The following is a 6,545-nucleotide window of genomic DNA, read 5'->3' as shown; positions in this document are numbered from 1 at the left end:
CGCGCCGCTGGCGCGCGCGACGCGGCGGCCGGGCGCCGATGCCGAGCTGGGCGGGTTCGGCGGCGTGTTCGATCCCAGGGCGGCGGGGTTCGTCGACCCGCTGCTCGTGGCGGCCAATGACGGCGTCGGCACCAAGCTCAAGCTCGCGATCGACTGGGACCGGCACGAGGGCGTCGGCGTCGACCTGGTCGCGATGTGCGTCAACGACCTGATCGTCCAGGGTGCCGAACCGCTGTTCTTCCTCGATTATTTCGCGTGCGGGCGGCTTGACCCGGCGATCGCGGAGCGCGTCGTCGCCTCGATCGCCGAGGGCTGCAAACAGGCGGGCTGCGCGCTGATCGGCGGCGAGACAGCGGAGATGCCGGGCATGTACGCGGACGGCGACTACGACCTGGCCGGCTTCGCGGTCGGCGCGGTGGAGCGGGCGGCGCTGCTGACCGGCGCGGCGATCGCGCCGGGCGATGTGTTGCTGGGGCTGGCGTCGAGCGGGGTGCACTCGAACGGCTTCTCGCTGGTGCGACGGCTGGCGGCGGACAAGGGCTGGCGGCTGGACCGGCCGGCGCCGTTCGATGCCGACCGGCTGTTGATCGACTGGTTGATGGCGCCGACGCGCATCTACGTGGCGGCGCTGCTGCCGCTGCTGCGCGCCGCGCGGATCAAGGGGCTGGCGCACGTCACCGGCGGGGGGCTGCTGGAAAACGTGCCGCGCGTGCTGCCGGCGGGATGCCTGGCGGCGATCGACGCCGATCGCTGGGACCAGCCGCGGCTGATGGCCTGGTTGCAGGCGCAGGGCGCGATCGAGCCGGCGGAGTTTGCGCGGACGTTCAACGCCGGGATCGGGATGGTCGCCGTGGTCGCCGCCGACGAGGCGGACGCGGTCGCGGCGGCGCTCACCGACGCGGGCGAGACGGCCGTCGCGATCGGGCAGGTCGAACCTGGCGAGCGCGGGTGCATCGTCCGGGGCTCGCGCGGGACGTGGTCGGCGCGCGAGGGCTGGCGGGCGAGCCATGTGGGCTAGACTATTGGCACCGGCCACATCGCCAGCGTCAGGACGCTGGCTGGCCGGGGCGCGATACTGGACGGTGTCGGCCTGGTCCGGCGCGGGCAATGCCGGGTCGGGTCACACCCCAGCCGATCGGGCCGGGTGTCTCGCCGCGCCGGGCGCCGCCCACTCGTGAGCGGTGGCCCCGCGATACCGCGCGTGGGCGTGCTCCTGTCGGGACGCGGCTCGAACATGCAGGCGCTGGTCGAGCAGGCGGCGGGGTACGAGGTCGTGCTGGTCGCCTCCGATCGACCCGAGGCGGGGGGACTGGCGTCGGCGCGCGAGGCGGGGCTGGCCACGTTCGCGCTCTCGCCCAAGGGCATCGGCAAGGCCGCTTTCGAGGCGGCGCTGGACGACGCGTTGCGCGAGGCGGATGTCGCGGTGATCGCGCTCGCCGGCTACATGCGGCTGCTGTCGCCCGCCTTCGTGGCGCGCTGGGTGGGGCGCATCCTCAACATCCACCCTTCCCTGCTCCCCGCCTATCAGGGCCTCGACACGCATGCGCGCGCGCTGGCGGCGAGGGAGCGGGAGGCGGGCTGTTCGGTGCACCTCGTCACCGACGAACTGGACGCTGGCGAGGTGCTGGGGCAGACGCGCGTGCCGATCGAGCCGGGCGACACCGCCGAGACGCTGGCCGCGCGCGTGCTGGTGGCGGAGCACCAGCTGTACCCGCGCGTGCTGAAGGACTTCGTGCATCGATGAGCGAGGCGTCAGAGAACAGGGCGGCGCGGCGGCGCTGGCTGAACCTGGCGGAACTGGTGGCGCTGGCGGGCGTGCTGATCGCGGGCGCGTCGCTATGGTTCAGCTATGCCGACCGGCGCGACGCAGCGGCGGACAAGCTGGCGCAGGCGAGCGCGGGCACCCGGCTGGAACTGAGCGCGATGCCGGTCGGCGGCGGGCTCAAGCTGGCGGACGCGAGGCACGATCTGGACGAGGTGACGATCACCTATCCGGCCGCGCTCGGGGTGCCGGCGCAGCACCCGGCCGGCGAGCCGGTCCTAGAGGCGGCGCCGTTCAAGGACGCGCTGCTCAAGCTGACCGATGGCGGCGCCGACACGCGCAGCGGCCGCCTGCCGGTGCTGATCGCGGCGAGCTATGCCGATGGCGACGCGACGCGCGTCGCGACCGGGCTGTACGACGTGACCTGGCGCACACAGGGCCGGTTCCTGCGAGGAAGGGCGCTGACGCTGACGGGGCTGCGGCTGCGGCGTCATGGCGGGACCAGGGCGGCCCTCGACGCGGCCTGGGCGCGCGAGAAGCCGTGAACGCCGATCCGACCTAGAGCACGAAGCGGCTCAGGTCGGTGTTGCGGGCGATGCTGGCGAGCTGCTGGTCGACATAGGCGGCGTCGATCACCAGCGTCGTGCCGGCGCTGTGCTCCGCGTCGAAGCTCACCTCCTCCAGCAGCCGCTCCATCACCGTCTGCAGCCGCCGCGCGCCGATATTCTCGATCTCCGCGTTCACCTCCGCCGCGATCCGCGCCACCGCGCGGATGCCGTCGTCCGCGAACTCGATCGACACGCCCTCTGTACCGAGTAACGCGCGGTATTGCGCGATCAGCGACGCCTTGGTGTCGGACAGGATCGCCACGAAATCCGCCTCGGTCAGCCCCTTCAGCTCGACGCGGATCGGCAGCCGGCCCTGCAGCTCGGGCAGCAGGTCGCTCGGCTTGGCGACGTGGAACGCGCCGGACGCGATGAACAGGATGTGGTCCGTCTTCATCGGCCCGTACTTGGTCGCGACGGTGGTGCCCTCGATCAGCGGCAGCAGGTCGCGCTGCACGCCCTCGCGGCTGACCGAGCCGCCGCGCGCATCGCCGGCCGCGATCTTGTCGATCTCGTCCAGGAAGACGATGCCGTTCGCCTCCGCGCTCGCCAGCGCGACGCGGGCGACGTCATCATTGTCGAGCCGCTTGTCCGCCTCCTCCTCGCGCAGCTTGTCCCAAGCGGCGCGCACCGTGAGCTTGCGGCGCTTCAGGTTCTGGCCCTGGCCGAACGCCTTGCCCATCATCTCGGACAGGTTGATCATCCCGATCTGCGGGGAGCCCGGCACCTCGAACGGCATCTGCGGTGCGGCTTCCAGCTCGATCTCGATCTCGGTCGCGTCGAGATGGCCGTCGCGGAAGCGCTGCTCGAAAGCGGCGCGCGTCGCCTCGGACGCGCCCTTGCCGGTCAGCGCGTCGAGCAGCCGCGCGAGCGCGGCGGCGTCCGCCTTGTCGCTGACAGCGGCGCGGCGACGCTCGCGCTCCAGCCGGATCGCCTCCTCCACCAGGTCGCGCGCGATCTGCTCGACGTCGCGGCCGACATAGCCCACCTCGGTGAACTTGGTCGCCTCCACCTTCACGAACGGCGCATCGGCGAGCCTGGCCAGTCGCCGGCTGATCTCCGTCTTGCCGCAGCCGGTCGGCCCGATCATCAGGATGTTCTTGGGCGTCACCTCGTCGCGCAGCTCGGGCGGCAGCTGCTGGCGGCGCCAGCGATTGCGCAGCGCCACGGCGACCGCGCGCTTGGCGTCGGCCTGGCCGATGATGTGCGCGTCGAGCGCCGCGACGATTTCGGAGGGGGTGAGCGCCTTGGAAGTGAGCTGGTCGTTCAATGCAGATCTCGGATCAGGGCTGGCCGGGCCGGGCGGTCAGCGCGGCGGTGATGGCGGCGTCGGGCACGTCGACGACCCAACCGGGATAGGAAGGTGGCGGCGCGGTGAGCCGGTCCAGCTCGGCGACCTCGTCATGCCCGAGCGCGAGGTCGGCGGCGGCAAGCGTGTCGTCGAGTTGCACGAGCCTCGACGCGCCCAGGACGACGCTCGACACCAGCGGCTTGGCGAGCAGCCACGCGATCGCGACCTGCGCCACCGTCGCCCCGTGCGCGTCCGCCATCGCGCGCAACCGATCGACCAGCGCGAAACCGCTCTCCTTGTCGAAGGGGATCTGGTCGAAGCCGGACAGGCGGTCGGCGCCGTCGGCCTTCAGCTTGTCGCGCGTGTACTTGCCCGACAGGAAGCCGCCGGCGAGCGGCGACCAGGCGGTGAGCCCCAACCCGAAATGGCGCAGCATCGGCGCCACCTCGTCCTCGATGCCGCGGCCGAGCAGATGGTACATCATCTGCCCGTGCGTGAACGGCGCCAGCCCGTGATCGCGCTGATACTGGACGGCGGCGGCGACCTTCCAGGCGGGCCAGTTGGAAAACCCCAGATAGCGCGCCTTGCCCGCCCGCACGATCGCGTCGAGGGCGTGCAGCGTTTCCTCCAGCGGCGTGTTCGCATCGTTGCGGTGGGCGAGGTAGAGGTCGACGTGATCGGTGCCGAGCCGGGTCAGGCTTTCGTCGATCGAGCGCAGGAGATGCACCGCGCCGAGCCCCGAGCGGTTCAGCGCCTCCCCCTTGCGCCAGCCGGCCTTGGTGGCGAGCACGACCTGGTCGCGCCTGCCCCGGATCAGCGCGCCGACGATCTCCTCCGATTGGCCGTCGGCATAGACGTCGGCGGTGTCGATGAAATTGACCCCGGCATCCAGCGCGCGGCCGACGATACGGTCGGCGCTCGCCTGATCGGTCTTGGCGATCGCCGCGTTGCCGCCACCGCGCGTGAACGTCATCGTGCCCAGCGACAGCCGCGACACGATCAGCCCGGACTGGCCCAGGCGGCTATACAGCATCGGGCGCGTCCCCGATCGACTCCACCGTCAGCCGGTCGTTGGTATAGACGCAGACCTCCGCCGCGATCGCCATCGCCTTGCGCGCGATCGTCTCGGCATCCTGTTCATAGTCGGTGAGCGCGCGGGCGGCGGCGAGCGCGTAATTTCCGCCCGAGCCGATCGCGGCGACGACCGTGCCGTCCTTGGCCTCCGGTTCCAGCACATCGCCATTGCCGGTGATGATCAGCGTCACCTCGGTATCGGCGACGATCAGCATCGCCTCCAGGTTGCGCAGATATTTGTCGGTGCGCCAGTCCTTGGCGAGCTCAACGGCGGCGCGCAGCAGCTGGCCCTGGTGCCGCTCCAGCTTGGCCTCCAGCCGCTCGAACAACGTGAACGCATCGGCGGTCGCCCCCGCAAAGCCGGCGATCACCTTGCCCTCGCCCAGCCGCCGGACCTTCCGGGCATTGGGCTTCATCACCGTCTGGCCCTGCGTGACCTGGCCGTCGCCGGCGATGACCACGCGGCCGTGGCGGCGGACGGAGACGATGGTGGTGCCGTGCCAGACGGGCGCGGAGGAGCCTTGCATGGCCGCGCATATGGGGAGGGCGCGGCTTGGCGCAATCTGGTGGCGGGCGGGCTGGCAATCGACCGCGAATCGGTGCAGCTTCCGCCCCGTCATCAAGGGGGGAAGTTTCATGGCCAGCCAGTTTCCGGGCGACCGCCCGTCACCGATCACGCCGCCGCCCTATTCGCCCGGCCCGGACGCCGCCGGGCTGATCGCGCGGATCAAGGGCCTCGTCACCGCGCCGGCCGCCGAATGGGCGCGGATCGAGGCGTCGCCGATGACCGAGCAGGCGATCTATACCGGCGTGGTGGTGCCGCTCGCCGCGATCCCGGCCATCGCCCGCGCGGTCGGCTCCGTGCTGTTCCCGCCGCACATCTTCGGCGTGATCCTGCGCACCAGCGTCGCGGGCGCGGTGACGGGCGCGATCGTCGGCTTCCTCCTGTCGATCCTGTCGGTGTTCATCACCGCGTTGATCGTCGCCGCGCTGGCGCCGCAGTTCGGGGGGCAGAACAACCGCACGGCCGCGACCAAGCTGATCGCGTTCGTCTCCGCTCCGGTCTGGGCGGCGGGCATCCTGTACATCATTCCGCAGCTGGGCGGGCTGGCGACGCTGATCGCGGGCATCTACGCCATCTACCTGCTGTACCTGGGACTGCCGCTGCTGATGAGGTCCGCGCCCGACAAGACGGTGGCTTACATCATCGTCACGGTCCTGATCGCGATCGGGGTGTTCTTCGTGGTGGGCATCGTCGCCGGCACGATCGTCGCGGCCGTGACGCCGACGCCGACGCTGGGCAGCATCACCGTCAATTGATGACGGGCGGCTCCGCCCGGTGCTTGCCGCCGGGCGGGGATGTCTCGACGACCCTGGCTTCTCGCATAGGCCTGGCCGCGCGGTGCGGTAGGGACGTCGTATGACGCGGCGGGCCCATCATCTGGCGATCATCGCCGCGCCGCTGCCCGGCCACCTCAATCCCCTCCAGGTGCTGGGCGCCGAACTGCGCGCGCTGGGCCATCGCGTGACGGTCGTGCACCTCGCCGACGCGGCGCGGTTCGTCACCGACGACGCGGTCGGCTTCGCGCCGCTCGCGCCGCGGAAGGGCCAGCCGCGCCTGGACGCCTATCTCGCCACGCTCGCGCGCCCGACCGGACCGGTCGGGCTGCCGCGCATGATCCGGGCGACGGCGGCGATGACGGGGGCGTTGCTCCGCGACGCGCCCGCGATGCTCGACCGGATCGGCGCGACGGCGGTGATCGCGGACGCGGCGGAGCCCGCCGGACCGCTGATCGCGCGCCGGCTGGGCCTG

General features: G+C 71.7%; 7 protein-coding genes and 1 pseudogene. 5 read left to right on the top strand and 3 right to left on the bottom strand.

All coding sequences use genetic code 11. The features are described from left to right. The 3 genes from purM to HUU95_RS05465 all read left to right on the top strand — a co-directional run. Positions 1-1,018 (top strand): phosphoribosylformylglycinamidine cyclo-ligase (purM, locus tag HUU95_RS05475; protein ID WP_174279188.1); only part of this gene is annotated, 1,018 nt, incomplete at its 5' end. Between the two features lie 174 nt (positions 1,019-1,192). Then, positions 1,193-1,744 (top strand): phosphoribosylglycinamide formyltransferase, encoded by a 552-nt coding sequence (gene purN, locus HUU95_RS05470; protein ID WP_174279189.1) that lies wholly within the window; start codon positions 1,193-1,195, stop codon positions 1,742-1,744. Beyond that, positions 1,741-2,307 (top strand): hypothetical protein, encoded by a 567-nt coding sequence (locus tag HUU95_RS05465; protein ID WP_174279187.1) that lies wholly within the window; start codon positions 1,741-1,743, stop codon positions 2,305-2,307. The genes purN and HUU95_RS05465 overlap by 4 nt, the downstream gene beginning before the upstream one ends. 13 nt (positions 2,308-2,320) lie before the next feature. On the opposite strand, the gene hslU is transcribed toward HUU95_RS05465, so the two are convergent. From hslU to hslV, 3 genes are read right to left on the bottom strand one after another with little or no spacing between them, the layout of a single operon-like run. After that, the gene (hslU, locus tag HUU95_RS05460; protein ID WP_174279186.1) at positions 2,321-3,637 is read right to left on the bottom strand and encodes an ATP-dependent protease ATPase subunit HslU; all 1,317 of its coding nucleotides are present in this window, start codon (positions 3,635-3,637) and stop codon (positions 2,321-2,323) included. A gap of 13 nt (positions 3,638-3,650) precedes the next feature. Continuing rightward, positions 3,651-4,691 (bottom strand): aldo/keto reductase, encoded by a 1,041-nt coding sequence (locus HUU95_RS05455; RefSeq protein WP_174279185.1) that lies wholly within the window; start codon positions 4,689-4,691, stop codon positions 3,651-3,653. Next, on the bottom strand, positions 4,681-5,259 hold the full coding sequence (gene hslV, locus HUU95_RS05450) for an ATP-dependent protease subunit HslV (protein WP_174279184.1): 579 nt from the start codon (positions 5,257-5,259) through the stop codon (positions 4,681-4,683). The genes HUU95_RS05455 and hslV overlap by 11 nt, the downstream gene beginning before the upstream one ends. A gap of 109 nt (positions 5,260-5,368) precedes the next feature. On the opposite strand from hslV, the gene HUU95_RS05445 reads away from it, so the two are divergent. Together HUU95_RS05445 and HUU95_RS05440 are read left to right on the top strand one after the other, a co-directional pair. Further along, positions 5,369-6,052 carry a Yip1 family protein gene (locus tag HUU95_RS05445; RefSeq protein WP_174279183.1) on the top strand — a complete coding sequence of 228 codons (684 nt, stop codon included), beginning with the start codon at positions 5,369-5,371 and terminating at the stop codon, positions 6,050-6,052. Between the two features lie 100 nt (positions 6,053-6,152). Next, positions 6,153-6,545: pseudogene (locus tag HUU95_RS05440) on the top strand (nucleotide disphospho-sugar-binding domain-containing protein); the annotation flags it as partial.

The organism is Sphingomonas bacterium, from assembly GCF_903643065.1.
Lineage (GTDB): Bacteria > Pseudomonadota > Alphaproteobacteria > Sphingomonadales > Sphingomonadaceae > Sphingomonas.
Note: the sequence above shows the minus strand (reverse complement) of the source record. Positions and strands in the feature narration are given on the sequence as shown.

Excerpts from the sequence above, each read along its gene's own strand:
- HUU95_RS05455 (WP_174279185.1), bottom strand. The coding sequence starts at position 4,691 with ATGCTGTATAGCCGCCTGGGCCAGTCCGGGCTGATCGTGTCGCGGCTG.
- hslV (WP_174279184.1), bottom strand. The coding sequence starts at position 5,259 with ATGCAAGGCTCCTCCGCGCCCGTCTGGCACGGCACCACCATCGTCTCC.
- HUU95_RS05465 (WP_174279187.1), top strand. The coding sequence starts at position 1,741 with ATGAGCGAGGCGTCAGAGAACAGGGCGGCGCGGCGGCGCTGGCTGAAC.
- HUU95_RS05445 (WP_174279183.1), top strand. The coding sequence starts at position 5,369 with ATGGCCAGCCAGTTTCCGGGCGACCGCCCGTCACCGATCACGCCGCCG.